Annotated in this window: 24 protein-coding genes; 17 read left to right on the top strand and 7 right to left on the bottom strand. The window is 69.6% G+C overall.

The window, feature by feature from the left end:
- Positions 1-39 precede the first annotated feature (39 nt).
- Entirely contained in the window at positions 40-891 is an 852-nt protein-coding gene (locus OG588_RS37210; protein ID WP_405951053.1) for a sulfurtransferase, read from the top strand.
- Between the two features lie 66 nt (positions 892-957).
- Here the strand turns inward: OG588_RS37210 and sepH are convergent, their stop codons facing one another.
- Entirely contained in the window at positions 958-1,983 is a 1,026-nt protein-coding gene (gene sepH / locus OG588_RS37215) for a septation protein SepH (RefSeq protein WP_266862888.1), read from the bottom strand.
- 481 nt (positions 1,984-2,464) lie between these two features.
- On the opposite strand from sepH, the gene OG588_RS37220 reads away from it, so the two are divergent.
- Positions 2,465-3,193: a hypothetical protein gene (locus OG588_RS37220; RefSeq protein WP_405951054.1), complete on the top strand. Its 729-nt coding sequence runs from the start codon at positions 2,465-2,467 to the stop codon at positions 3,191-3,193.
- Here OG588_RS37220 and OG588_RS37225 read toward each other — a convergent pair.
- Together OG588_RS37225 and OG588_RS37230 are read right to left on the bottom strand one after the other, a co-directional pair.
- The gene (locus OG588_RS37225; RefSeq protein ID WP_405951055.1) at positions 3,117-4,436 is read right to left on the bottom strand and encodes a D-arabinono-1,4-lactone oxidase; all 1,320 of its coding nucleotides are present in this window, start codon (positions 4,434-4,436) and stop codon (positions 3,117-3,119) included. The two genes, OG588_RS37220 and OG588_RS37225, sit on opposite strands and share 77 nt — an antisense overlap.
- Positions 4,396-5,640 carry an MFS transporter gene (locus tag OG588_RS37230; protein ID WP_405951056.1) on the bottom strand — a complete coding sequence of 415 codons (1,245 nt, stop codon included), beginning with the start codon at positions 5,638-5,640 and terminating at the stop codon, positions 4,396-4,398. The genes OG588_RS37225 and OG588_RS37230 overlap by 41 nt, the downstream gene beginning before the upstream one ends.
- A gap of 225 nt (positions 5,641-5,865) precedes the next feature.
- On the opposite strand from OG588_RS37230, the gene OG588_RS37235 reads away from it, so the two are divergent.
- Positions 5,866-6,993 carry a ferrochelatase gene (locus OG588_RS37235; RefSeq protein WP_405951057.1) on the top strand — a complete coding sequence of 376 codons (1,128 nt, stop codon included), beginning with the start codon at positions 5,866-5,868 and terminating at the stop codon, positions 6,991-6,993.
- A gap of 8 nt (positions 6,994-7,001) precedes the next feature.
- Positions 7,002-7,817, top strand: a complete 816-nt coding sequence (locus OG588_RS37240; protein WP_405951058.1) for an inositol monophosphatase family protein — start codon at positions 7,002-7,004, stop codon at positions 7,815-7,817.
- Positions 7,818-8,145: 328 nt separating this feature from the next.
- On the opposite strand, the gene OG588_RS37245 is transcribed toward OG588_RS37240, so the two are convergent.
- Positions 8,146-8,319, bottom strand: a complete 174-nt coding sequence (locus tag OG588_RS37245; RefSeq protein ID WP_019061061.1) for a hypothetical protein — start codon at positions 8,317-8,319, stop codon at positions 8,146-8,148.
- A 415-nt stretch (positions 8,320-8,734) separates the two neighbouring features.
- On the opposite strand from OG588_RS37245, the gene OG588_RS37250 reads away from it, so the two are divergent.
- From OG588_RS37250 to OG588_RS37265, 4 genes are all read left to right on the top strand, one after another.
- Positions 8,735-9,388, top strand: a complete 654-nt coding sequence (locus OG588_RS37250) for a response regulator transcription factor (RefSeq protein WP_019061062.1) — start codon at positions 8,735-8,737, stop codon at positions 9,386-9,388.
- Positions 9,389-9,394: 6 nt separating this feature from the next.
- Entirely contained in the window at positions 9,395-10,627 is a 1,233-nt protein-coding gene (locus OG588_RS37255; protein WP_405951059.1) for a sensor histidine kinase, read from the top strand.
- A gap of 395 nt (positions 10,628-11,022) precedes the next feature.
- Positions 11,023-11,319 (top strand): DUF4193 domain-containing protein, encoded by a 297-nt coding sequence (locus OG588_RS37260; RefSeq protein ID WP_005481602.1) that lies wholly within the window; start codon positions 11,023-11,025, stop codon positions 11,317-11,319.
- A 13-nt stretch (positions 11,320-11,332) separates the two neighbouring features.
- The gene (locus tag OG588_RS37265) at positions 11,333-12,250 is read left to right on the top strand and encodes a hypothetical protein (RefSeq protein ID WP_405951060.1); all 918 of its coding nucleotides are present in this window, start codon (positions 11,333-11,335) and stop codon (positions 12,248-12,250) included.
- Between the two features lie 7 nt (positions 12,251-12,257).
- Here OG588_RS37265 and OG588_RS37270 read toward each other — a convergent pair whose 3' ends face one another.
- The gene (locus OG588_RS37270; protein WP_019061065.1) at positions 12,258-12,722 is read right to left on the bottom strand and encodes a DUF3093 domain-containing protein; all 465 of its coding nucleotides are present in this window, start codon (positions 12,720-12,722) and stop codon (positions 12,258-12,260) included.
- A gap of 58 nt (positions 12,723-12,780) precedes the next feature.
- On the opposite strand from OG588_RS37270, the gene OG588_RS37275 reads away from it, so the two are divergent.
- The 8 genes from OG588_RS37275 to OG588_RS37310 all read left to right on the top strand — a co-directional run bounded on the left by OG588_RS37275 (position 12,781) and on the right by OG588_RS37310 (position 20,597).
- Complete coding sequence (locus tag OG588_RS37275; protein ID WP_405951061.1) at positions 12,781-13,365, top strand: PaaI family thioesterase; 585 nt, start codon at positions 12,781-12,783, stop codon at positions 13,363-13,365.
- Positions 13,362-13,877 (top strand): dUTP diphosphatase, encoded by a 516-nt coding sequence (gene dut / locus OG588_RS37280; RefSeq protein ID WP_026151042.1) that lies wholly within the window; start codon positions 13,362-13,364, stop codon positions 13,875-13,877. Before OG588_RS37275 ends, dut begins: the two co-directional genes overlap by 4 nt.
- Position 13,878: 1 nt before the next feature.
- Positions 13,879-14,634 (top strand): DUF3710 domain-containing protein, encoded by a 756-nt coding sequence (locus tag OG588_RS37285; protein ID WP_019061068.1) that lies wholly within the window; start codon positions 13,879-13,881, stop codon positions 14,632-14,634.
- 167 nt (positions 14,635-14,801) lie between these two features.
- Positions 14,802-15,977 (top strand): alginate lyase family protein, encoded by a 1,176-nt coding sequence (locus OG588_RS37290; RefSeq protein ID WP_405951062.1) that lies wholly within the window; start codon positions 14,802-14,804, stop codon positions 15,975-15,977.
- Positions 15,978-16,137: 160 nt separating this feature from the next.
- Positions 16,138-18,690, top strand: coding sequence for an ATP-binding protein (locus OG588_RS37295; protein WP_405951063.1), 2,553 nt, complete (start codon positions 16,138-16,140; stop codon positions 18,688-18,690).
- Positions 18,687-19,370 (top strand): response regulator, encoded by a 684-nt coding sequence (locus OG588_RS37300; protein WP_329349180.1) that lies wholly within the window; start codon positions 18,687-18,689, stop codon positions 19,368-19,370. Before OG588_RS37295 ends, OG588_RS37300 begins: the two co-directional genes overlap by 4 nt.
- A 45-nt stretch (positions 19,371-19,415) precedes the next feature.
- The gene (locus tag OG588_RS37305; RefSeq protein ID WP_078623066.1) at positions 19,416-19,814 is read left to right on the top strand and encodes an OB-fold nucleic acid binding domain-containing protein; all 399 of its coding nucleotides are present in this window, start codon (positions 19,416-19,418) and stop codon (positions 19,812-19,814) included.
- A gap of 3 nt (positions 19,815-19,817) precedes the next feature.
- Positions 19,818-20,597, top strand: a complete 780-nt coding sequence (locus OG588_RS37310; protein ID WP_405951064.1) for a DUF3159 domain-containing protein — start codon at positions 19,818-19,820, stop codon at positions 20,595-20,597.
- Positions 20,598-20,675: 78 nt separating this feature from the next.
- Here the strand turns inward: OG588_RS37310 and OG588_RS37315 are convergent, their stop codons facing one another.
- Positions 20,676-21,353, bottom strand: a complete 678-nt coding sequence (locus OG588_RS37315) for a TrkA family potassium uptake protein (protein WP_200678994.1) — start codon at positions 21,351-21,353, stop codon at positions 20,676-20,678.
- The gene (locus tag OG588_RS37320; protein WP_019061075.1) at positions 21,353-22,024 is read right to left on the bottom strand and encodes a TrkA family potassium uptake protein; all 672 of its coding nucleotides are present in this window, start codon (positions 22,022-22,024) and stop codon (positions 21,353-21,355) included. The genes OG588_RS37315 and OG588_RS37320 overlap by 1 nt, the downstream gene beginning before the upstream one ends.
- Positions 22,025-22,394: 370 nt before the next feature.
- On the opposite strand from OG588_RS37320, the gene OG588_RS37325 reads away from it, so the two are divergent.
- The gene (locus tag OG588_RS37325) at positions 22,395-24,449 is read left to right on the top strand and encodes an APC family permease (protein ID WP_405951065.1); all 2,055 of its coding nucleotides are present in this window, start codon (positions 22,395-22,397) and stop codon (positions 24,447-24,449) included.
- Positions 24,450-24,571: the final 122 nt, after the last annotated feature.

Raw genomic sequence — 24,571 nt, forward strand, 5'->3', positions numbered from 1 at the left:
CTGGACGTGACGGCCACCCCTTGCGCGAGGATGGTGGCCATGAACGCCATCATCTCCGCATCCGAACTGGCGAGCGGTCTCGCCGGGACGAACCCGCCGGTCCTGCTCGACGTCCGCTGGCAGCTCAGTGTCGCGAAGGCCGCAGGTGAGCCGCCCTTCGACGGACGCGCCGAGTACGCGGCCGGGCACATCCCAAGTGCCGTCTACGTAGACCTCGATCAGGAACTGGCCTCGGCCCCGGGTGCCCATGGCCGTCACCCCCTCCCCGACGCCGCGCGCTTCGGCGCCGCGATGCGCCACGCGGGCGTGTCGGCCGGCCGTCCGGTCGTTGTGTACGACGGCGGCCAGGGCTGGGCGGCGGCCCGCGCGTGGTGGCTGCTGCGCTGGACGGGTCACCCGGACGTGCGCGTCCTCGACGGCGGCCTTCCCTCCTGGGAGGGGTCTCTGGAGACGACCGCACCGACACCGGTCGAGGGCGACTTCACCCCGGAACCGGGCGCCGTGGAACTCCTGGACGCCGACGGAGCCGCCGCCCTCGCCCGCACCGGGGTCCTGTTCGACGCCCGCGCGGGGGAGCGTTACCGGGGCGAGGTGGAACCGATCGACCGCGTGGGCGGCCACATCCCGGGCGCCCTGTCCGCACCGACCACGGAGAACGTGGGCCCGGACGGCCGCTTCCGCCCGGCGGACGAACTGGCCGCCCGCTTCAAGTCCCTTGGCGCTACGGAGGGTTCGGGCGTCGGCGTGTACTGCGGCTCGGGCGTCTCGGGCGCCCACGAGGTGCTGGCCCTGGCGGTCGCCGGGATTCCGGCCGCGCTCTACGTGGGCTCCTGGTCGGAGTGGTCCTCGGACCCGGAGCGCCCGGTCGCGGTGGGCCCAGATCCCCAGTAGGCCCGCATGACAAGAGGGCCCGCAGCCGAACCGGCCGCGGGCCCTCTCGTACGAGCAACTGTCCTGCTACTCCTGCTTCTTCCTGCGTGTCCCGAAGACGATCTCGTCCCAGCTCGGAACGGCCGCTCTACGACCCGGACGGACACCGTCCGCCTCCGCCTGGCGGTCGGTGGAGCCGATGAGCCGGTCACGATGGGCCCCTACGGAGCGAGGCATCAGGACATCCGCGTACGCCGAACCGGCCGAGGCCGCGGGAGCCGGGGGCTCCTCCTCTTCCGGCTCCACGGCGGGTTCCTCCGGGGGATCCGAGGGGCGCTCGGGGACCACCATGTCGCCGCGGAAGCTCGGTACCGCCTCCAGGAGGCTGGTCAGGGAGTCGCGCTCGCTCTCCTCGACCGGCTCGGGCGACGGCAGCGCGGGACGCTCCGGGCGCTCCAGGGCACGGTCCAGCGGCCGGTCCCGGGGCAGCCGGGCGATCCGCGGCACGAACGGGAAGCTGGGCTCGGGCGTGACGGAGAGGTCGTCGGACTCGCCGATCAGCGAGCGCGCCTCGTCGTCGACGGCCTGGACGAGCCGCCGGGGCGGGTCGTACGTCCAGCTCGCCGAGTGCGGTTCGCTCGCGACCCGGTAGACCAGCAGGACCTCCCAGGTGCCGTCGTCACGGCGCCAGGAGTCCCACTGGACGGTCTCCTTGTCGGCGCCGCGCAGCGTCAGACGTTCCTGGACGGCCTCGCCGAGCTGGGGTCCGGCGTTCTCACCGGGGCGGCGGACCGGAGTCTTCCGGGCCCGCTCGGCCATGAAGGCGCGCTCCGCGAGGACAGGGCCCTCGAAGCGGCGCACCCGGTCGACGGGGATACCGGCTAGTTGGGCGACTTCCTCCGCGGAGGCGCCGGCACGTATACGTGCCTGAATGTCTCGGGGGCGGAGATGGCTCTCCACCTCGATCTCGATCTGGCCGAGGCGGGGACGGTCGCCGCGTACAGCGGCGCGCAGACGCTCGTCAATCGGAAGCGTGTACTCCGTGCTGTCCGCAGCCTTCAGCACCAGCCGTGTGCCGTCGTTAGAGACGGCCACGACACGCAGTTCGGGCATGGGGACCTCCCGGGTGGTGCCTGCCGACGTCACGTGCGTCGCTGCTTCCGCTAGTCGAGTGTGGCCTGCCCGGGTGCAGCCTGCCACAACCTTGCCGAGTTGCCCGGCGTGTCGGGCACGGGCCCGAACTCGCCGTTATGGCACGGTTACCTATTCGCAACGCTAAGTGACCAACTACGTCACCCTGTGCAACTGGCCTCCTCTGGGCGGTCCATTGAGGCCGCGGACGCCCTGGCAGGAGACCGCACCCAGGGCTCGCAACAGTACTCCATTTGGACCACGTGCGTGGATTGGCACGCCGCCCAACTTCTTGTGGGGGGCGGGACTTGGCGGCCTGGAGCGGGGTTCGGGCGATCTTGAAAGTGGCGTACTTCACGCAATAGCCGGAAACGGAACTATTGGTTTCGACCGTACGTCCCTTTGTCGTACAGATAGTTGATCAGGTACGAGAAAGTTCGAGAAAGCGAGGCTAGGTCCCGGAATGCGTGCAAGGCCCGATGTCAGCAAGAAACGGATCGAACTGAGCGTCCCTCAAGTCGCGGGCAGTGCGGTGGCGGCGGTGGTGGCCGCCAAACTCGCCTCCTACTTCGGGGTCTACGGCACGATCCTCGGCGCCGGCGTCGTGAGCGCGATAGCCACCTCCGGAGGCTCCGTCTTCCAGCACTTCTTCAGCCGGACCGGCGCTCAGCTCCGGGAGGCGACGGTCACCTCCAAGGAGGCGGAACAAACCCCAGCTCGTCCAGGGGAGTTCACGGAGGGCACCGTCTACCGCGCGCGGGTGGGCAGTTGGAAGCGCCCGCTGCTCGCCGCGGCCCTCGTCTTCGGGGTCACCATGACCGGCATCACCGTCTACGAACTGGTGTCCGGCGACAGCTTCAGCGGCGGCAAGGGGACCACGGTCAGCGCCGCCGTCACCGGCCACGACACGTCCTCGTCCCCGAAGTCCGGTGACCACGAGCCGAGTCCGGCCGATTCCCCGTCCGACTCCTCGAGCGGCTCGTCGGCCGACCCGGAGACGTCATCCGGTGCGACCGACGGCGGCACAGAGTCCAACAGCGGTGGTGCGACGCCCAGTCCGACGCCGAGCGCTTCGGACGGCGGCGGTACGCCGACCCCCACGCCGAGCGCGTCGGCTACTGACCCAGCACCCTCCGCAAGTAGTCGTTCTGGAACCGGCGATCAGGATCCAGCCGATCCCGCAGCGCCGTGAACTCGCCGAAGCGCGGGTACACCCCGGCGAAGTACTCGGCGTCCCGGGTGTTCACCTTGCCCCAGTGCGGTCGGCCCTCGTGCGCGGTGAAGATGCGCTCGGCCTCGGTGAAGTACGCCTGGTAGGGCGTGCCCCGGAACATGTGCACGGCGATGTAGGCGCTGTCCCGGCCGGAGGCGGTGGACAGGGCGATGTCGTCCGCAGGGGCGGTGCGGACCTCCACCGGGTAGCTGATCCTGAAGTCCGAACGGTCGACCATCGCCTTGAGTTCCCGCAGCGTGTCCACCAGGGCCGCGCGCGGAACGGCGTACTCCATCTCCACGAACCGCACCCGGCGGGGCGAGGTGAAGACCTTGTAGGGGATGTCCGTGTACGTCCGTGCGGACCAGGCCCGGGTGGAGATCTGAGCGATGGTCGGAACGGTCGCGGGCACCGCGCGGCCGACCATGTTGGCCACCTGCCAGAGGCCGTTGGCCACGAACTCGTCGTCGAACCAGCTCGCCAGCGGCTTCACGGGCTGCTCCGGGCCCATGCTGCGGTTGTTGCGCTTGGTGTTGGTGGACGCCGTGTGCGGGAACCAGTAGAACTCGAAGTGCTCGTTCTCGGTCCAGAGTTCGTCGAAGCGGCTGGTGACCTCGTCGAAGGGCATCGGCTCCTCGCGGGCCGTGAGCAGGAAGACGGGCTCCACGGCGAAGGTGATCGCGGTGACGACGCCCAGGGCGCCGAGGCCTATACGGGCCGCCGCGAAGACGTCCGGATTCTCCTTCGCGGAGCAGGTCAGCACCGAACCGTCCGCCAGGACCAGTTCAAGTCCCCTGATCTGGGCGGCGATCGAGGCCGACTCGCGGCCGCTGCCGTGGGTGCCGGTGCTGGTCGCGCCCGACACCGTCTGCTCCATGATGTCGCCCATGTTCGTCAGCGACAGACCCTCGCGCGCGAGAGCCATGTTGAGTCTCTTGAGCGGGGTGCCCGCCTCGACCGTGACCGTCAAGGCGTCGCGATCAATATTGCGGATGCCGGTCAACAGTTGAGGGCGGATCAACACACCGTCGGTGGCGGCGATCGACGTGAAGGAGTGCCCACTGCCGACGGCCTTCACCGTCAGACCGTCCTCACCGGCCCTCCGCACGGCCGCGGCCAGTTCCTCGACGGAGGCGGGCGTGACCTCCCGCGCGGGCCGGGACGCGACCGTGCCGCCCCAGTTACGCCACGTGCCGTTCTTCGCGCTCGTTGTGGTGCTCAACGGTGCCTCCCCGACCCGGTGCCGGTCTGCTGAGCCGGCGGTACCCGAGGAAACCCACCGCGACCGCGACGGCACCGGCGACGACCGGAACCCCGTACCCGGCACGCGCGCCGGCTGCGTCGATCACCCAGCCGGCGACGGAGGAGCCGAGCGCGACCCCGACCGCCAGGCCGGTGCTCACCCAGGTCATGCCCTCGGTGAGCTTCGCGCGAGGTACGTGCTCTTCTATGAGGGACATCGTCGTGATCATCGTGGGTGCGATGGACAGGCCCGCAAGGAACAGCGCCACGGCCAGAAGCGGCAAGTTTCCGACCAGTAGGAGGGGGATCATACTCACGGCCATGGCGCATATGCCCAGCAGCCATCGACGTTCCGGGGCTCCCCGGAAGTGCAGCAGCCCGAACACGACTCCCGCCGCGCAGGAGCCCGCCGCGTACAGCGCGAGCACCACGCTGGCGCCGCCCTTGTGACCTTGCTCGTCGGCGAACGCGACGGTGACCACGTCGACCGCTCCGAAGATCGCCCCGGTCGCCACGAAGGTGGCCACCAGCACCTGGAGACCGGCCGCCCGCAGCGCCGAACCACCGCCCTTGTCGCCACGCGCGCGTGGATGCGGCGCGGGCTCGGTGGCGCGCTGAGAGGTCAGCCAGAAGACACCGACCGCCAGGAAGCAGGCGGCGAGCAGAGGACCGGCCTCCGGGAACCACGCCGTGGACAGCCCGATGGAGATGATCGGCCCGAAGATGAAGCACACCTCGTCGACCACGGACTCCAGGGAGTACGCGGTGTGGAGTTGCGGGGTGCCTCGGTACACGGCCGCCCAGCGCGCGCGGACCATCGCCCCCAGGCTCGGCACCGACCCGATGCCGGCGGCGCACACGAACAGCACCCAGTCCGGCCACGCGAAGCGCGCGGCCAGCAACAGCCCGGCCGCCGCGGTCAGCGCGACGAGCGTCGCCGGACGCAGCACCCGCCGCTGCCCGTACTGGTCGACCCACCGCGAGATCCGCGGCCCGATCGCGGCGGCGGCCAGCGCGATGGTCGCCGACAGGGCGCCCGCGAGCCCGTAGCGCCCGTTGATCTGGGAGATCATCGTGACCACGCCGATGCCCATCATCGACAGGGGCATCCGGCCGAGGAACCCCGCGGCGGAGAAGCCCTTGGAGCCGGGTGCGGCGAAGAGGGCGCGATAGGGGCTGGGCACGGTGTCTCCGGTCGGGAAGGAGCAGGGGCGGCTCGGTGGTGGTGCGGTGGCGGCTCGGTAAGGTGCGAACGCGGCTGATACAGCTTACGAGCAGGCCGCCCCCGATGCACCCGCCCGCGAGGCGCCTGGATCTCCGCCCCCATCCCCGTCCGGATCTCCGCCCCGACCCCCGTCCGGCACCCCGCCGTTTCCCGGCTGTCAGTGGTGGGTGGCAGGATCAGAGGCATGCCAGACGTGCTCGATGCCACCCCCTACGACGCCCTGCTCCTGCTCTCGTTCGGCGGCCCCGAAGGCCCGGACGACGTGGTTCCGTTCCTGGAGAACGTGACACGTGGGCGCGGCATCCCCAAGGAACGCCTCAAGGAAGTGGGCCGGCACTACTTCCTGTTCGGCGGGGTCAGCCCGATCAACGACCAGAACCGCGCCCTCCTGGACGCCCTCCGCAAGGACTTCGCGGACCACGGCCTGGACCTGCCGGTCTACTGGGGCAACCGCAACTGGGCCCCGTACCTCACGGACACCCTGCGCGAGATGGTCGCCGACGGACACCGCCGCATCCTGGTCCTCGCCACCAGCGCCTACGCCTCGTACTCGGGCTGCCGCCAGTACCGGGAGAACCTCGCCGACTCCCTGGCCGCCCTTGAGGCCGAGGGCCTCGACCTCCCCAAGGTCGACAAGCTGCGCCACTACTTCAACCACCCTGGCTTCCTGGAGCCGATGATCGACGGGGTCCTCGAATCCCTCGCCGACCTCCCCGAGGACGTCCGGGACGGCGCGCACCTCGCCTTCTCGACCCACTCCATCCCGACCGCCGCGGCCGACAGCTCCGGCCCGGTCGAGGACCACGGCGACGGCGGGGCGTACGTCGAGGAGCACCTGGACGTGGCCAGGCAGATCGCCGACGCCGTCCGCGAGCGCACCGGCGTCGACCACCCCTGGCAGCTCGTCTACCAGTCCCGCTCCGGCGCCCCGCACATCCCGTGGCTGGAGCCCGACATCTGCGACCACCTGGAGGAGCGCCAGGCGGCCGGCGCCCCCGCAGTCGTCATGGCACCCATCGGCTTCGTCTCCGACCATATGGAGGTCCTCTACGACCTCGACACGGAGGCCAAGGCCAAGGCGGAGGAACTGGGCCTGCCCGTACGCCGGTCCGCCACCGTGGGCGCCCATCCGCGCTTCGCCGCCGCGATCCGCGAGCTCGTCCTGGAGCGCGCCGCCGTCGAGACCGGGCAGCAGGTCACGCCCTGCGCCCTGGGCGCGCTCGGCGCCGGCCACAACCTCTGCCCGGTGGGCTGCTGCCCGGCCCGCGCCCCCCGCCCCGCCGCCGCGGGCGCCGACAGCCCCTACGCCTGAGGAGCGCCGTGACCGACCCCCTGCACCAGGAACTGCTCGCACTCGCCCAGGAGGCCGCCCACAAGGCCGGCGCCCTGCTGCGGGACGGCCGCCCGGCCGATCTCGCGGTCGCCGCCACGAAGTCCAGCCCGATCGACGTCGTCACCGAGATGGACATCGCGGCCGAGAAGCTGATCACCGACCTGATCTCCGAACAGCGCCCCGACGACGGCTTCCTGGGCGAGGAGGGCGCCTCCGTCACGGGCACCAGCGGCGTCCGCTGGGTCATCGACCCGCTCGACGGCACGGTCAACTACCTGTACGGACTGCCCACTTGGTCCGTCTCCATCGCCGCCGAGCTGCACGGCGAGACCGTCGCCGGGGTCGTCGCGATCCCGATGCGCGGTGAGACGTTCCACGCGGTGCTCGGCGGCGGGGCGTGGGCCACGGGTGCGTGGGAGGGCGAACGCCGGCTCACCTGCCGCCCGGCGGCACCCCTGGAGCAGGCGCTGGTCTCGACCGGCTTCAACTACGTCACCGAGGTCCGGTCCCACCAGGCCGACGTGGCGCAGAAGTTGATCCCGTTGCTGCGTGACATCCGGCGGGGCGGTTCGGCGGCGGTCGATCTGTGCGACGTGGCCGCAGGGCGCCTGGACGGTTACTACGAGCGGGGGTTGAACCCGTGGGACCTCGCGGCGGGTGACCTGATCGCCCGGGAGGCAGGCGCGTTGACCGGTGGACGGCCGGGAGAGCGCCCCGCGCGGGATTTGGCGGTCGCGGGTACCCCAGGCGTCTTCGAGCCCCTCCAGCGGCTGTTGGAGGATTTCGGGGCTTGGCACGACTGACGTGAGTGGTCGGGGGTGCCTGGGCCCGTGTTGGGAAGGTGCTGCGTGGGTGGGTCGGTGTTGATCAGGCACCCACGCGCGCACCTCTTTTGGTTCGGTCGCCTTCGGGGCGCTGGGAGCCGGTGTCGAGAGCCCCACCGTGCTCGGCGCTGCGCGCCTCCGCGCGCTGGATCTCTCGACACCGGCGCGCCCCTACGGCTCCCTCTCGGCCGTCCACGTGGGGACAGTTGGACTTGGTGGGCCCTCGCCGTCGGTTTCAGGGGGCGAACAACGGCAAAACCCCGGCGCTGGATTCGCCGGGGTTTTGCTTTTCTGCTGACCGCACTGATCAGACGCTCGTCGCGCCGACCTCCACACCGTGGTCGGCGGCGAGGCGGCGCAGGTCGTCGAGCTCGGCCTGTTCCACCTCGACGAGGAAGTCGTCGCCCTCGTCACGAGCCCGCGTCAGGTCGGTCTCGGTCGCCCTTATGCGCTGCAGAAGTCCTGCGGTGAATGCGTCCATGCTGCGCCCCCTCGTCCTGGGTCGTGGGTCGTTTGGCACGGGGGTGTGCCATTCGGAAGGGGCGATCACGTCTGCGGATGGGGTGCCCAGCGCTGCCCTGGCTGGGCGGCGACGGTGCCGGACACCCACGCCCGCTCTGCGGAAGCGGTTGGACGTACCACAAGGTGGCTTGCCACGTGCAGAGCGTGATCGCGGGGTGTAAAGCCGTCCTCCCCGCGCTCCCTTCCGTGGAAACCTCAACCCACCGAGAAAATCCCGCATTCCCGGGCCTCACACCGGACCTTCATCTTGCGCCCGGCCGCCTTACAGCCGACTTATGGCCGAAAAGGGCAGGATGGAGGTCACACAGCCACGAAGACCCTGCCCGTGTGCGCCGAGGCGCGCTACGCGGGTGGACAGAGGAAGGACAAGCGACGTGCGCGTACTCGTCGTCGAGGACGAGCAGCTGCTCGCCGATGCGGTGGCCACCGGACTGCGCCGGGAGGCCATGGCCGTCGACGTCGTGTACGACGGTGCGGCCGCCCTGGAGCGCATCGGCGTGAACGACTACGACGTGGTCGTCCTCGACCGTGACCTCCCGCTCGTGCACGGCGACGACGTCTGCCGCAAGATCGTCGAGCTCGGCATGGCCACACGCGTGCTGATGCTCACCGCGTCCGGCGACGTCAGCGACCGTGTCGAGGGCCTGGAGATCGGCGCCGACGACTATCTGCCCAAACCCTTCGCGTTCAGCGAGCTGACGGCACGCGTGCGTGCCCTCGGCCGGCGCACCAGCGTGCCGCTGCCGCCCGTCCTGGAGCGCGCCGGCATCAAGCTCGATCCGAACCGCCGCGAGGTGTTCCGCGACGGCAAGGAAGTCCAGCTCGCGCCCAAGGAGTTCGCCGTCCTGGAGGTGCTGCTGCGCAGCGAGGGCGCGGTCGTCTCCGCGGAGCAGCTCCTGGAGAAGGCCTGGGACGAGAACACGGACCCGTTCACGAATGTCGTGCGCGTCACCGTGATGACCCTGCGCCGCAAGCTCGGTGAGCCCCCGGTCATCGTCACCGTTCCCGGCTCCGGCTACCGGATCTGATCCACTGTGGCGACGACTCCCGCGCCTCCCCAGGCGCCCCCGAAGCCCACGTGGGACCCCAGAAGGCCCGAACCGCCGTTCCCCTGGCTGCGCCCCACCATCCGCATAAGGCTCACGCTGCTGTACGGCGGCATGTTCCTGATCGCCGGCATCCTGCTGCTGTCGATCATCTATCTGCTCGCCGCCCAGGCCCTGAACGTCGGCAGCGATCTGCCCTTCAAGATCACCGAGGGCAAGGTCACCAGCACCATCTGTGACCTGCCCTCAAGCGCCACGCCCGACGTGTTCAACAGCGCGATGAGCAACTGCGTCAATGAGCAGCGGCAGCACGCCCTGGACAACTTGCTCAGCCGCTCGCTCCTCACCCTGCTCGGCCTCGCGATCATCGCGTTCGCCTTCGGCTACGCGATGGCCGGCCGGGTGCTCTCGCCGCTCGGCCGCATCACCCGCACCGCCCGCGCGGTGGCCGGCTCGGACCTGTCCCGGCGGATCGAACTGGACGGCCCGGACGACGAGTTGAAGGAGCTCGCGGACACCTTCGACGAGATGCTGGAGCGGCTGCAGCGGGCCTTCACCGCCCAGCAGCGCTTCGTGGGGAACGCGTCGCACGAGCTGAGAACACCGCTCGCGATCAACCGCACGCTCCTGGAAGTGCATCTGTCCGATCCCGGCGCCCCCGTGGAGCTGCAACAGCTGGGCAAGACGCTGCTCGCCACCAACGAGCGCAGTGAGCAGCTCGTCGAAGGTCTGCTGCTGCTCGCCCGCAGCGACAACCAGATCGTCGAGCGCAAGCCCGTGGACCTCGCCGAGGTCGCCGAGCAGGCCGTCGACCAGGTGCACGCCGAGGCGGCCGCCAAGGGTGTGGTGATCCGCGGCGAGCAGAAACCCGCGGTCGTCCAGGGCAACGGCGTCCTGCTGGAGCGGATCGCCCTGAACCTGGTGCAGAACGCGGTGCGCTACAACGTGCCGGAGGACGGCTGGGTCGAGGTCACCACCGAGGTCCAGCACGGCCAGGCGGTGCTCATGGTCTCGAACACGGGTCCGGTGGTCCCGGCGTACGAGATCGACAACCTCTTTGAGCCCTTCAGACGGCTGCGTACGGAACGAACAGGCAGCGACAAGGGTGTGGGCCTCGGTCTCTCGATCGCGCGGTCCGTGGCGCGCGCACACGGCGGCCATATCGCGGCCCAGCCACGTGAGGGGGGTGGACTCGTGATGCGAGTCACCCTGCCCATCTGAGATCATGTCGCCGACACACGAGGATGTTCGCTTTGCGCGGAATTTTCTGGCCGCTTCTCCGGCATCCCTGTGTGTGATCGATCACAAGCGCGATTTTCAGGCCATCTACTCTCCGTGATCATGCACCCTGTCGGAAAGCCGGGAAAATCCGGGTTTTCGGGGGTCTTGATCACGGGAAGTACACGATGAGGTGCCTTTGAAGAGCGGCATTGGGACCGTGTACGGTCCCCTTCGCCATCCAAGCCGATCACTCTTGAGGGGTCCGGTTGGGTGTCGATTGAGTAACAGACCTTGATGTGAGGCAAAATCTCCGCCTCAGGTCGGGCACAAGTCCGGCCTCTCACGCGTTACGTGCGCTGGAGACACCGCAGACACCCAGAGGGGGAGAGCGCGACATGGCAACGGATTACGACACCCCACGCAAGACCGACGACGACGTCGACTCGGACAGCCTTGAAGAACTCAAGGCGCGTAGGAACGACAAGTCGACTTCCGCAGTGGACGTCGACGAATTCGAGGCGGCCGAGGGCCTCGAACTGCCCGGAGCGGACCTCTCGAACGAAGAGCTGGCCGTCCGGGTGCTGCCCAAGCAGCAGGACGAGTTCACTTGCATGAGCTGCTTCCTGGTGCACCACCGCAGCCAGCTGGCCCGCGAGAAGAACGGCCAGCCGATCTGCCGCGACTGCGACTGAGGAGGGGTCGGCCGTGACTGGCTCGACCCCACCCTGGAAGCGCCGCTCCCGCCGGTCGGGAGCGGACGAAGGGCCGACAGACGGTCCTCATGGCGCGCGTGACGACGAGCGGGGCTCATCCGAAACTGGATCAGCCTCGCTCGAACCGGCGGTTGACCGGGCTGACCTCCCGGTGCCGACGGATGTTCCCGCAGCCGCCCCCGTCGCCAAACGACGGGTGGCGGTCATCCGGGACAAGGCCAAGGAAGGCGTCCGTAAGGGCGGCAGCAGGGCCAGGGCCGGTCTGGCGTACCTCGCCGACCGGATCATCGACATCGCCCCGCGGATCCCCGTACGGGACCTTCAGGCGCTTCGGCGACAGTTCCCGGGCCTCGGCCCCGAACAGCTCGCCGACAAACTGGTGGCGGGTGCCGCCAACGCGACCTCGACGGTCGGCGCGGGCATCGGTGCCGCGGCGATGCTGCCGGTGCCGCCCGCGATGCCCACCGAACTGGCCGCCGAGATCACCGGCGTCGCCGCGATCGAGCTGAAACTGATCGCCGAGCTCTACGAGGTCTACGGCGCCCGTCCGCCCGGCGACCTCCGGCAGCGCAGCACCACGTATCTGAACTCCTGGTCCGGGGAGCGCGGTATCGACGTGACCAAGCCGTCGACCATGAGCGCCGCGCTGAACGGTCACATGAAGCGCGAGCTGCGCCAGCAGATCATGAAACGGATGGTCCGCGACCTGCCGAACCTGATGCCCTTCATGGTCGGCGCCGCCGTCGGAGCGGTCATGAACCGCCGGGACACCAGGAAACTCGCCGAGCGCATCCGCAAGGACCTGCGCAAGGCCCAGGTCCCGTGGGACGCGCTGCCCGAACTGCCGCCCCTGGAGACCCCGCCGGACCCGCTGCGGATGGGCGAGATCCCGAAGGAACTCGGTCGCTGAAGAGGCCCTAGACGGCTGCCGCGCGGGCAGTCTTCAGGGCCTCCGCCAGCCGCTCCGGCTCGCGCGTGGACAGATACAGGTACGGCGTCGGGTCGTCCGGGTCGGTGACCTCGACGCGCAGTGCCCTCGGGATGTACGAGCGCAGCAGCAGGAAGGCGCGGGTGTCGGCCTTGTAGGTGCGCCAGGCGCGGGCCTCCTCCGGGTCCAGGATCTCCGCCTCGCCCAGGGCCGTCACCGGGATCTTCGCCTCGCCCGCGATCAGCTGGTCGCCCACGATCCGGATGCGGAGCGAGCCGTAGGCGCTGGCCATCACGGAGGCGACCGCGGTGCCGCCGACCAGGCCGCCGAGCAGCGGCAGGGTGCCGAAGGGCAGCAGGATCAGGGCGAAGGAGACGCCCACCAGGAACGAGATGAACCACCACGAACGGGGGGCGGTGAGGCGCTCGTCGTAGGGGGAGGCGGAAAGCTGCATGGAGCCAAGCTTGGCACGGTGTCGGGAACCTACCGACGCGCGGGTAAGGTCTGCGGCTGTGAGTGGTACTTCTCCAGCTCTTAAGCCTCCGTCCGACGCCGTGAAACCGGTGCGGCACCCTGACGCGCCCGCGCCGGGCGAGCTGCTCGGTGCGCACTACGAACAGTGTTTCGGGTGTGGCGGCGAGCAGCCGCACGGGCTGCACCTGGAGGCGCGGGCCGGTGAGGGCGTGACCATCACCGCCGAGTTCACCGTGCGGGCCGCCCACCAGGGCGCCCCGGGCCTCGCGCACGGCGGAGTGCTCGCCAGCGCGCTGGACGAGACCCTCGGTTCGCTGAACTGGCTGCTGCGGACGATCGCCGTGACCGGCCGCCTGGAGACCGACTTCGTCCGGCCGGTGCCCGTGGACACCGTGCTGTACCTGGAGGCCGAGGTGACGGCCGTGGCCGGCCGGAAGATCTACTCGACCGCCACCGGACGCATCGGCGCCCCGGACGGGCCCGTCGCCGTGCGCGCCGACGCCCTCTTCGTCGAGGTCAAGGTCGACCACTTCACCGACAACGGCCGCCCGCAGGAGATCCGGGCCGTCATGGACGACCCGGACCAGGTCCGGCGTACCCGTGCCTTCGAGGTGAACCCGTGAGCCGTAGCCCCCTGAATGTGCTGATCCGCCGCGTCGACCCGGACGTACCGCTTCCGTCGTACGAGCATCCCGGCGATGCGGGAGCCGATCTGCGGACCACGGAGAGCCGGGAACTGAAGCCGGGTGAACGGGCCGTACTGCCCACGGGGGTGTCTATCGCTCTCCCCGAGGGGTACGCGGCCTTCGTGCACCCTCGTTCGGGGCTCGCCGCCCGCTGCGGTGTCGCCCTGGTGAATGCCCCGGGGACGGTTGATGCCGGGTACCGTGGGGAGATCAAGGTGATCGTGGTGAATCTCGACCCGTACGAGTCGGTACGGTTCGAGCGCTTCGACCGGATCGCCCAACTGGTCGTCCAGCAGGTCGAGAGGGTCCGCTTCCAGGAGGTCGCGGAGCTTCCCGATTCGGCGCGGGCCGAGGGGGGCTTCGGGTCCACCGGCGGTCACGCCGCCGTGGGCGGCACCACGGGTGGGAATCGATACGCTTCGGTCGTATCCGACCGGGAAGGACAGTGACGTGTTCGGACGTCGCAAGAAGGGCACTGCCGCCGAGGACGCGGCGAGCGAGGCCGAGCAGGTCGTCGACAATGTCGACACTGAGGCGGACGAAGCGGTCGAGCGCGTGAAGCTCGAACCGGAGCCCCGCCCCGACGGACCCTGGGACGACTCGGAGATCGGCGACCCCGCCGAGGGCCGGGTGGACCTGGGCGGTCTGTTCGTGCCGGGAGTCGACGGCATGGAGTTGCGGGTCGAGGTCGCCGGTGACGCGATCGTCGCCGCCACCGTGGTCCTCAAGGACAGTGCCATCCAGTTGCAGGCCTTCGCCGCCCCCAAGCGCGAGGGCATCTGGGGTGAGGTCCGCGAGGAGATCGCCAGCGGCATCACCCAGCAGGGCGGCATCGTCGACGAGGTCGAGGGGCCGCTGGGCTGGGAGCTGCGCGCGCAGGTTCCGGTGCAACTGCCGGACGGCACGGGCGGGTTCCAGGTCGTGCGGTTCGTCGGTGTGGACGGTTCGCGCTGGTTCCTGCGCGGGGTGATCTCCGGGCAGGGCGCGGTGCAGCCGCAGGCGGCCGGTCTGCTGGAGCAGATCTTCCGGGACACGGTCGTCGTGCGCGGCGAGGGCCCGATGGCGCCTCGCGACCCGATCGTCCTGAAGCTGCCGAACGACGCCCAGATGGTTCCTGAGGGCGTCCAGCAGGAGGAGGCGGGTTCCCGCTTCTCCGGTGGCATGGGCCAGCTGCAGCGCGGTCCGGAGATCACCGAGGTCCGCTAGCCGGAACAAGAACACCGGAACAGACGAAAAAGGGCCGTATCCCTCGCGGGGTGCGGCCCTTCGTCGTGCGCGCACTCTTGACGGTTCATTGGTCCGTACCTATGGTCTCGGCTCAACGCCCAAGTTCATGAGGGTGCTCTGTGTTCACATACGAGAACGGAGTCACCGTGCGCCGCGCTGCCCTGCTCTCCGTCGTCACCGCCCTGGTCCTGGGCTTCTTCGCCCAGCCCGGCACCGCCGCCCAGGCGGCCCCCGCCACCTTCGTCCACCCCGGAGTCGACGTCTCCCGGAGCCAGCTGGACTTCGCCCGCACCGAGGTCCTCGCCGGCGCCCAGCCCTGGAAGGGTGCCTACGACCAGATGATGGCCAGCTCCTACGCCAGCCTGAGTCGCACCCCGAAGCCCAGAGCCGTCGTCGAGTGCGGCTCGTACTCCAACCCCAACTACGGCTGCACCGACGAGCGCGAGGACGCGATCGCGGCCTACACCGACGCGCTCGCCTGGTACATCACCAAGGACGCGCGCTACGCCCAGAAGGCCATCGAGATCATGGACGCCTGGTCGGCCACGATCACCAGCCACACCAACAGCAACGCGCCCCTGCAGACCGGCTGGGCCGGCGCCTCCTGGCCCAAGGCCGCCGAGATCATCAAGTACACGTACACCGGGACATGGGCCAACTCGGCCCGCTTCTCGACCATGTTGCGCAACGTGTACCTGCCCGAGATCATCAACGGCTCCAATTCCAACGGGAACTGGGAGCTGACGATGATGGACGCCGCCGTCGGCATCTCCGTCTTCCTGGAGGACAAGACGTCGTACGACAAGGCCATGGCGCTCTTCCGGACGCGCACGGCCGCGTACATCTACCTCGCCTCGGACGGTTCCGTACCGAAGACCGTGCCGAGCCAGAACCTCAACACCACGGCGAAGATCGTCAGTTACTGGCAGGGCCAGTCGACCTTCGTCACCGGGCTCACCCAGGAGACGTGCCGCGACTTCACGCACACCGGGTACGGCCTCTCGTCGATCTCGCACGTCGCCGAGACCAGCCGGATCCAGGGCACCGACCTCTACGGCACCGACGTGGGGGAGCGGCTGCGGCAGGCGCTCGGGTTCCAGGCCAAGTACCAGCTGGGCACGGCCGTCCCGAGCTGGCTGTGCGGCGGGTCGCTGACCCTCGGGCTCGGGCCGGTCACCGAGGTCGGCTACAACGCCCTGCACAACCGGCTGGGCATCGCGATGACCAACACCCAGACGCTCACGCTCAACAACCGCCCGGCCGGCAGCAACAACCTCTTCGTGGCCTGGGAGACCCTCACCCACGGCGACAACCCCAACTGAACATCCTGAACAGCGCCGGACCCTGATGCCCGTACGTGCCGTACGGGCATCAGGGATGCGTCAAAGACGTCCCCCACCGCGCTCGCCACCCCATTTGTCGGACTTATTGGCCGTAAAGTCGACGCTGCGTACACGGGTGTGACGGGAAGACAATGGAGCCATGGGACGCGGCAAGCTTCGGATCTACCTCGGTGCGGCACCGGGCGTCGGCAAGACGTACGCCATGCTGTCCGAGGCCCACCGCAGGGTGGAGCGGGGCACGGACTGCGTGGTCGCCTTCGTGGAGCACCACGGGAGGGCCCGCACCGAGGTGATGCTGCACGGCCTGGAGCAGGTCCCGCGCGTGGAGCTGGCCTACCGGGGGACCGTCTTCACCGAGATGGACGTCGACGCGGTGCTGCGCCGGGCCCCCGCCGTCGCCCTGGTGGACGAACTCGCCCACACCAACATCCCGGGCTCCCGCAACACCAAGCGCTGGCAGGACATCGAGGAGCTGCTCGCGGCCGGTATCGATGTGGTGTCCACCGTCAACATCCAGCACCTTGAGTCCCTCGGTGATGTCGTCGAGTCGATCACCGGGGTCCGGCAGCAGGAGACCGTGCCGGACGAGGTCGTCCGCCGGGCCGACCAGATCGAGCTCGTCGACATGTCGCCCCAGGCGCTCCGCCGCCGGATGGCGCACGGCAACATCTACAAGCCCGACAAGGTCGACGCGGCCCTCTCGAACTACTTCCGGCCCGGAAACCTCACCGCCCTGCGGGAGTTGGCGCTGCTGTGGGTGGCCGACCGGGTCGACGAGTACCTCCAGGAGTACCGCAGCGAGCACCAGGTGTCGGCGATCTGGGGTTCGCGCGAGCGGATCGTCGTAGGGCTGACCGGCGGTCCCGAAGGGCGGACGCTGATACGGCGGGCCGCGCGGCTCGCCGAGAAGGGGGCCGGCGGTGAGGTGCTGGCCGTCTACATCTCCCGCAGCGACGGGCTGACCTCGGCTTCCCCGAAGGAACTCGCCCTCCAGCGCACGCTCGCCGAGGACCTCGGTGGCACCTTCCACCACGTAGTCGGCGACGACATCCCGGCCGCGCTGCTCGACTTCGCGCGCGGGGTGAACGCCACCCAGATCGTCCTCGGCTCCTCGCGCCGCAAGACCTGGCAGTACGTCTTCGGGCCGGGGGTGGGGGCCACCGTCGCCCGCGAGTCCGGTCCTGACCTGGACGTCCACATCGTCACCCACGAGGAGGTCGCCAAGGGGCGCGGGCTGCCCGTGTCCCGGGGTGCGCGGCTCGGGCGGGCGCGGATCGTCTCGGGGTGGCTGGTCGGGGTCGTCGGGCCCGTGGGGCTCGCGCTGCTGCTGAACGCCGTCCATCTCGGGCTCGCCAACGACATGCTGCTGTTCCTGTCGCTGACGGTGGCGGCGGCGCTGCTCGGCGGGCTGCTGCCGGCGCTGGTCTCGGCGGCCGTCGGATCGTTCCTGCTGAACTACTTCTACACGCCCCCGCTGCACCGGCTGACGATCGCCGACCCCAAGAACATCGTCGCCATCGCGATCTTCGTAGGCGTCGCCGTGTCCGTGGCCTCCGTGGTCGACCTCGCCGCGCGACGCACCCAGCAGGCCGCCAGACTGCGCGCCGAGTCCGAGATCCTGTCCTTCCTCGCGGGCAGCGTGCTGCGCGGCGAGACCAGCCTCGAAGCGCTGCTGGAGCGGGTCCGGGAGACCTTCGGCATGGAGTCGGTCGCCCTGTTGGAGCGCAAGAGCGATGTGGAGCCCTGGACCTGCGCGGGCCGGGTCGGAGTGGGGGCGCCGCTTGAGCGCCCCGAGGACGGCGACGTCGACATGCCGGTCGGCGACCACATGGCCCTCGCGCTGACCGGCCGGGTCCTGCCCGCCTCCGACCGCCGCGTGCTGGCCGCCTTCGCCGCGCAGGCCGCCGTCGTACTGGACCGCAGGCGCCTGCGTGAGGAGGCCGACCAGGCCCGTGCGCTCGCCGAGGGCAATCGCATCCGTACGGCGCTCCTGGCGGCTGTGAGCCACGATCTGCGGACTCCACTGGCCGGTATCAAGGCGGCCGTGTCGAGTCTGCGGTCCGATGACGTGGCGTGGTCCGAGGAGGACCAGGCCGAGCTGCTGGAGGGCATCGAGGACGGCGCCGACCGGCTCGACCATCTCGTGGGCAACCTGCTCGACATGTCCCGCCTCCAGACCGGTACGGTCACGCCGATCATCCGCGAGATCGACCTCGACGAGGTGGTGCCGATGGCGCTCGGCGGGGTGCCCGAGGGGAGCGCGGAACTGGACATCCCGGAGACGCTGCCCATGGTGGCCGTCGACCCGGGGCTCCTGGAGCGGGCGGTGGCCAACCTGGTTGAGAACGCGGTCAAGTACAGCCCGCCCGGCGAAACCGTCCTGGTGTCCGCCAGCGCCATCGCCGACCGCGTGGAGGTGCGGGTGGTCGACCGGGGTCCAGGAGTCCCGGACGAGGCCAAGGACCGCATTTTCGAGCCCTTCCAGCGCTACGGCGATGCCCCGCGCGGCGCCGGAGTGGGACTCGGTCTCGCCGTGGCGCGCGGCTTCACCGAGGCGATGAACGGAACCCTCAACGCCGAGGACACACCCGGTGGCGGCCTCACCATGGTGCTCACGCTCCGCGCGGCGGACGGCGTCGTAGAAGACGCGCATGACGTGTTTGACGTACAACCGGAAAGGCAGGCCTCATGACCAGGGTCCTCGTGGTCGAGGATGAGCCGCAGATCGTGCGGGCCCTCGTGATCAACCTCAAGGCGCGGAAGTACGAGGTCGACGCGGCCGCCGACGGCAAGACCGCCCTCGACCTCGCCGCCTCCCGGCATCCGGACGTGGTCGTTCTCGACCTGGGGCTGCCCGACATGGACGGCGTCGAGGTGATCCGGGGACTGCGCGGCTGGACCCGGGTGCCCATCCTCGTGCTGTCCGCGCGGCACTCCTCCGACGAGAAGGTCGAGGCGCTGGACGCGGGCGCCGACGACTACGTCACCAAGCCGTTCGGCATGGACGAGCTGCTGGCCCGGCTGCGGGCCGCCGTACGCCGGGCCGAGCCCACCGGGGGCGGCGAGGACGACGTCCTGGTCGAGACCGAGGAGTTCACCGTCGACCTGGCCGCAAAGAAGGTGCACCGGGACGGGCGGGACGTACGGCTCACCCCCACGGAGTGGCATCTGCTGGAGGTGCTGGTGCGCAACACCGGGCGGCTGGTCAGCCAGAAGCAGCTGCTTCAGGAGGTGTGGGGGCCGTCGTACGGGACCGAGACGAACTACCTCCGTGTCTACATGGCGCAGCTGCGGCGGAAGCTGGAGACGGACCCCGCGCATCCGAAGCACTTCATCACGGAGCCCGGTATGGGATACCGGTTCGAGCGCTGAGGCCATGGGTACGTCACTGTCGGTGGACCCCGGTACGCTTCAGATATGAGCGCTGTTCCTCGTTCCGAAAAGCAGGCGGGCCGGTTCCGGCGCATGCTCGACCGGCTCTCCACCTCGCAGGAGGACCTGGAGTCCGAGGAGCTGCGTGAGGATGCCGAGACCGAGGGCTGTGTGCGGATCGGCGACTGCCACGACCGACAGATCGTGACGGTTACTGGTACCTTGCGCACGGTCACGCTGCGCCCCCGGGCGGGAGTTCCGGCCCTGGAGGCCGAGCTGTTCGACGGTTCGGCCGCCCTGGACGTGGTGTGGCTCGGCAGGCGCTCCATCGTGGGGATAGAACCGGGGCGCAAGCTGATCGCGTCCGGCCGGATCTCGATGAGCAGGGGCCGCCGGGTGCTCTTCAACCCGAAATACGAACTGAAACCCCTCGGACGGGAGTAGCCGGTGACGTCGCTCGACAAGCCGACCGCGGACACTGTGGACGCCGAAGACAGCGAGCAGGATGTCCGGGCGGTGACCGAGGCGGCCCTCTTCGAGGCGTTCGGCGGTCTGCGCGGCATGATCGAAACGGTCCTGCCCGGCCTGCTCTTCGTCAGCATCTTCACCATCAACAAGAACCTGCACTGGTCGGCGATCGCCGCGCTGGCCGTGGCGCTGGCCCTGGTCGTGGTCCGGCTGGTGATGCGGGACACCGTCAAGCACGCCTTCAGCGGTGTCTTCGGCGTCGCCTTCGGTGTCGTCTTCGCGATGATGACGAACAACGCCAAGAACTTCTATCTCCCCGGCATGCTCTACACGTTGGGGCTCGCGCTGGCGTACATCATCACGACGCTCGCGGGCGTCCCGCTGATCGGCCTGATCCTCGGCCCGGTCTTCAAGGAGAACCTCTCCTGGCGGACCCGCAACCCCGGCCGCAAGAAGGCCTACACCAAGGCCAGTTGGGCCTGGGGCCTGATCCTGCTCGCCAAGTGCGCGATCCTCTTCCCGCTCTACTGGTGGGCCAACACGGCCCAACTCGGCTGGGTCCTGGTCGCGTTGAAGATCCCGCCCTTCCTCCTTGCCGTCTGGCTGACCTGGGTCTTCCTCGCGAAGGCGCCCGCGCCGATCGACGTGTTCGCGGAGATGGAGGCGGAGGAACAGGCCGAGAAGGAACGCAGGGCTGCGGCCGAGGCCGCCGGCGAGACAGAGGACGCCACGTCGGGACGGCACCGGCGCGACGCATAGCCTTCCCGATACTCCGCTACGACGAAGAGGGCGCCCTGAGATCTCAGGGCGCCCTCTTCGTCGTAGACGTCTGGCGAATCAGCTCGCCGCATCCTCCCGGCGTACCGACAACAAGTCCTCCAGCTGCTCCTCGCGCGCCTGAGCCGCCACGAACAGCAGCTCGTCGCCCGCCTCCAGGGAGTCCTCCCGGGTCGGGGTCAGCACGCGGGTGCCGCGGATGATCGTGACCAGGGACGTGTCCTCGGGCCACTCCACGTCGCCGACCTGGGTGCCCGCGAGGGCGGACTCCTCGGGGAGGGTGAGTTCGACGAGGTTGGCGTCGCCGTGGCTGAAGCGGAGCAGGCGGACGAGGTCGCCGACCGACACCGCCTCCTCGACCAGGGCCGACATCAGGCGGGGGGTGGAGACGGCCACGTCGACGCCCCAGGACTCGTTGAAGAGCCATTCGTTCTTGGGGTTGTTGACGCGGGCGACGACGCGCGGGACGCCGTACTCCGTCTTCGCGAGGAGGGAGACGACGAGGTTGACCTTGTCGTCGCCGGTCGCGGCGATCACCACGTTGCAGCGCTGCAGCGCGGCCTCGTCCAGGGACGTGATCTCGCAGGCGTCGGCCAGCAGCCACTCCGCCTGGGGGACCCGCTCGACCGAGATCGCGGTCGGGGCCTTGTCGATGAGCAGGATCTCGTGACCGTTCTCCAGGAGCTCTCCGGCGATCGAACGTCCGACCGCACCGGCTCCGGCAATGGCGACCCTCATCAGTGACCGCCCTCCTCTTCGGGACCCTTGGCGAACGCCGCCTCGACCTTGTCGATCTCGTCCGTACGCATCATCACGTGCACGAGGTCGCCCTCCTGCAACACGGTCTGCGAAGAGGGCAGCATCGCCTCGCCGAGACGGGTGAGGAACGCCACGCGGACGCCCGTCTCCTCCTGCAACTTGCTGATCCGCTGGCCGACCCAGGCGGCCGAGGCGTGCACCTCGGCGAGTTGGACGCCGCCGGTGGGGTCCCGCCACAGCGGCTCCGCGCCCGAGGGCAGCAGCCGGCGCAGCATCTGGTCGGCGGTCCAGCGGACCGTGGCCACGGTGGGGATGCCCAGGCGCTGGTAGACCTCGGCGCGGCGGGGGTCGTAGATACGGGCCGCGACGTTCTCCACGCCGAACATCTCGCGGGCCACGCGCGCGGAGATGATGTTCGAGTTGTCACCGCTGGAGACGGCCGCGAACGCGCCCGCCTCCTCGATGCCGGCCTCGCGCAGGGTGTCCTGGTCGAAGCCGACCCCGGTGACCCGGCGGCCGCCGAATCCGGGGCCCAGCCGACGGAAGGCGGTGGGGTCCTGGTCGATCACGGCGACCGTGTGCCCCTGTTGCTCCAGGGTCTGGGCGAGAGCGGAACCCACTCTGCCGCAGCCCATGATGACGATGTGCACGACCGTCCTTCCGGTGTCCTGAATTCAATGCTCAGCCCCATCAGGGTCTCAGACCGAGGCCCAAGCTACACACGCCCGGTCCCTCCAGGGCACCCCTGTGCGTCAGCGGCGTCCGATGCTGCGCACGCTGGCCAGGGTGAGGATTCCGAGGCCGACGAGGGCGGCCAGGGCGCCGATCAGCTCTGCGGTCGCGGGCATGGAACCTCCAGGAGGCGGCGGGAGCGGGGTTTTGTCATATAGACACGGAGTCGGCCGTCCCGACGGAATCCGCAACTCCGCTCGCCCCTTATTTCACTCGTGAGGCAGATGACAGAGGGTTGGGCGGCGGAAAGTAGAGGATCGCCTGTTCGAAGGCCTACGATCCTCTGTTGTGTCCAAACTGACCGACGTGCCCAAGCGCATCCTCATCGGGCGCGCACTGCGCAGCGACCGGTTGGGCGAAACGCTCCTGCCGAAGCGCATCGCACTTCCCGTCTTCGCTTCCGACCCGTTGTCCTCCGTGGCGTACGCGCCCGGCGAGGTGCTGCTGGTCCTCTCCATCGCGGGCGTGTCGGCGTACCACTTCAGCCCCTGGATCGCGGTCGCGGTCGTGGTGCTGATGTTCACCGTCGTCGCCTCCTACCGGCAGAACGTCCACGCCTACCCCAGCGGCGGCGGCGACTACGAGGTGGCCACCACCAACCTCGGCCCCAAGGCCGGCCTCACCGTCGCCAGCGCCCTGCTCGTCGACTACGTCCTCACCGTCGCCGTCTCGATCGCCTCCGGCATCGAGAACCTCGGCTCCGCGATCCCGTTCGTGATCGAGCACAAAGTGATCTGCGCGGTCGCCGTCGTGGTGCTGCTCACGCTGATGAACCTGCGCGGGGTGAAGGAGTCCGGCTCGCTGTTCGCGATTCCGACGTACGTCTTCGTCGCGGGCGTCTTCGTCATGATCGCGTGGGGCGCCTTCCGCGGCCTGGTCCTCGGCGACACCATGCGCGCGCCGACCGCCGCCTACCACATCAGGGCCGAGCACCAGGGCCTCGCGGGCTTCGCGCTCGTCTTCCTGATGCTGCGCGCCTTCTCCTCCGGCTGCGCCGCGCTCACCGGTGTCGAGGCGATCTCCAACGGCGTCCCGGCCTTCCGCAAGCCCAAGTCCAAGAACGCGGCGACCACGCTCGCGGCGATGGGCATCCTGGCCGTCACGATGTTCTGCGGGATCATCGCCCTCGCCATGACGACCAAGGTCCGCATGGCCGAGAACCCGGCCAACGACCTGCTCCACAACGGCGTCGCGATCGGCTCCGGCTATGTCCAGAACCCGGTGATCTCGCAGGTCGCCGAGGCCGTGTTCGGCAAGGGCAGCTTCCTGTTCGTCGTGCTCGCCGCGGCCACCGCGCTGGTGCTGTTCCTGGCCGCCAACACGGCGTACAACGGCTTCCCGCTCCTCGGCTCGATCCTCGCCCAGGACCGCTACCTCCCACGCCAGCTGCACACCCGCGGCGACCGCCTGGCCTTCTCCAACGGCATCGTGCTGCTCGCCGGCACGGCCGCACTGCTGCTGGCGATCTACGGCGCCGACTCGACCCGGCTGATCCAGTTGTACATCGTGGGTGTGTTCGTCTCCTTCACCCTCAGCCAGACCGGCATGGTCCGGCACTGGAACCGCCACCTGGCCACCGAGAAGGACCAGGCCAAGCGCCGCCACATGGTCCGCTCCCGGGCCATCAACACCTTCGGCGCGTTCTTCACCGGCCTGGTGCTGGTCGTCGTCCTGGTCACGAAGTTCACCCACGGCGCCTGGGTGGCGCTGCTCGGCATGTGCATCTTCTACGCCACGATGACCGCGATCCGTAAGCACTACGACCGGGTCGCCGAGGAGATCGCGGCCCCCGAGGGCCCGAGCGACGACAGCATCCGCCCGTCCCGCGTCCACTCGGTCGTCCTGATCTCCAAGATCCACCGCCCGGCGCTCCGGGCCCTGGCCTACGCCAAGTTGATGCGCTCGGACACCCTGGAGGCGCTCAGCGTCAACGTGGACCCGGTGGAGACCAAGGTGCTGCGCGAGGAGTGGGAGCGGCGCGGGATCGACGTACCGCTGAAGGTGCTGGACTCGCCGTATCGCGAGATCACGCGGCCGATCATCGAGTACGTGAAGGGGCTGCGGAAGGAGTCGCCGCGGGACGCGGTGTCCGTGATCATCCCGGAGTACGTGGTCGGGCACTGGTACGAGCATCTCCTCCACAACCAGAGCGCGCTCCGCCTCAAGGGGCGGCTGCTGTTCACGCCGGGCGTGATGGTGACGTCGGTGCCGTACCAGCTGGAGTCCTCCGAGGCGGCGAAGAACCGGGCGCGGAAGCGCAGCGAGTGGAGTGCGCCGGGTGCGGTGCGGCGCGGTCCCGCGGAGGAGCGGCACAGCGAGCCGTCCTCCAAGTCGAAGCTCTAGCCGACGTCTGGCCGGGACGGCTTTGTGGTGAGCGGTCGGGCGGGGTCCACGTAGACTGGTGGGCTGTTGTCCGGCCGTTCCCCTGTGTACGTCCTTTCGCTCGCCCCCTTTCGCATTTGGAG

The organism is Streptomyces prunicolor, from assembly GCF_045162825.1.
Classification (GTDB): domain Bacteria; phylum Actinomycetota; class Actinomycetes; order Streptomycetales; family Streptomycetaceae; genus Streptomyces; species Streptomyces prunicolor.